The 1,719-nt window shown below is 51.5% G+C and carries 1 pseudogene; it reads right to left on the bottom strand.

What is annotated here, in order from left to right:
- A pseudogene (locus KDN35_RS19705) lies at positions 1-1,719 on the bottom strand (RHS repeat protein); the annotation flags it as partial.

Here is a 1,719-nt window from a genome sequence, read left to right as displayed (position 1 = left end):
GCCTGTCCGTTCATTGGCATAGCTGCGCAGGCGGTTCCGCTCGTCAAAGGTGTACGTCACCGTGTCGGTGTCGATCGGCAAGACGCCCTCAAAGGATTTCCTGTTCCCACGGGTGTCATACGCATAACGATTCGTGCCACTCGGCAGTGTTTCTTTTGTCAGACGGTCAATCTTGTCATACTCATAGGCAAACGTCGTTCCATTGCGGGTGATGGAGACCACGTTCCCAAACGAATACTGATTAGTCTCCGTCCAGATCGGCGTATTACGCTTCCTGTGCGTCAGCTCCTTCACCTGACCAAAAGAATCCAGCTTCCGCTCCATCTCCAGACCGTTCGGGTACGTGAGCGTGTACGTTTCTCCCGTGTTTGTCGTTTGATACGCATAGCGGATTGTCCCCGTCACATTGCTGGATACTTCCAGCAGGCGCTCCGCATCGTCGTAGCGATACGATACCACCGTGTTATCCGGATATACCAGTTGGTCCATCAAATCGTCATGGTCTGTATAGCGAATCTGATAGTCGCGGTCAAATACCGTCTGGCGATTCAACCGATGGAACGGATCGTAGCTGTACTGGACCTCCCGATAATTGCTGCTGGTCGGACGGTTGTCGGGACCATTGCTGTTGGTCTCTTTCTTCACGAGTGAAGTATTCGGGTAATACTCCCAGGTTTCCTTGTTTTTCACAACACCCGCTGCATCTTTTGTCGTGATGCTGGACACCTCGTAAAACGGCGTATATGCATACTCATGGCGGTTTTTTGCCTTATCGGTAAAGATGCGCGTCTTTCCGTTCGGATAGTAGTGAAACGTTTCCGTCGCCCCGGACGGTACATCTTTTTCGCTGATCTTCCAGGACAGCGGATTGTAGTGATACTCTGTCGTCAGCGTATTATTCTCCTGTACGGATACCAGGTTGCCGTAGGCATCATAGCTGTATCCGTAGACATTTTGTTCCGGATCAACGAGACGTACCAGGTTGCCGTTTATGTTGTAATGATAGGTCCAGGAGCGTGTCTTGCCCATCTGGTCACGTTCCATTTTTCGCGTCATTTGATCAAAGGGATTGTACTCGTAACGTATCGCCAGTCGTTGTGCCGCGTCACCAGTCTCGCGAATTTCCTCTTGCAGTTGGCCGTGCCGGTTGGCAAAGTGCGTGACGGTGAGGCCATTGGACTCAACGCTCCGAACAGTCTCGACCGGCAAATAGCTGTCTTTGTCGCGATAGGCATTGGCGCGGTAGTACATGGTGTACCCTTTGGGATCTTGCTTGCCCAGCAGACTGCCGTCTTCATTATAGAAGTAACTTGTTGCCCGGCTGTCGTCGGCATACGGAGCACTGGATTCCAACCGGCCGTCCGAGGTGTACGTGTTGTACAGAAGCGGTCTTACTTCTCCATTGGTCCCCCGCTGTCCCTTGTATTCCACCTCGCCAAATGGCGTGAAATGAGTAAATTCCTCCGTGCCGTCCGGCAGCGTCATCGTCACTTTGCGCTGTGTGTCATCATAGTCGTAGAAAATCGTCCGGAACTGGCCCTCATTCACAAAAAGTTCAATGGTAAGCCGTCCAAGCAAATCGTATTGATACATAGCCTGGCTTTGATCGGGGTAGATTCGTTTTACCACCCTGCCCAATTCGTCGTAGTCAAACTGGTACGTAAGGGTCTCCTTCGTTTCCGGAGACGTCTCTACTTTCATTTTGATGACCGTCGGATA

The sequence above is a fragment of the Brevibacillus sp. NL20B1 genome (assembly GCF_018195675.1).
Lineage (GTDB): Bacteria > Bacillota > Bacilli > Brevibacillales > Brevibacillaceae > Brevibacillus > Brevibacillus aydinogluensis.
This window is presented reverse-complemented; position numbering and strand designations above follow the sequence as displayed.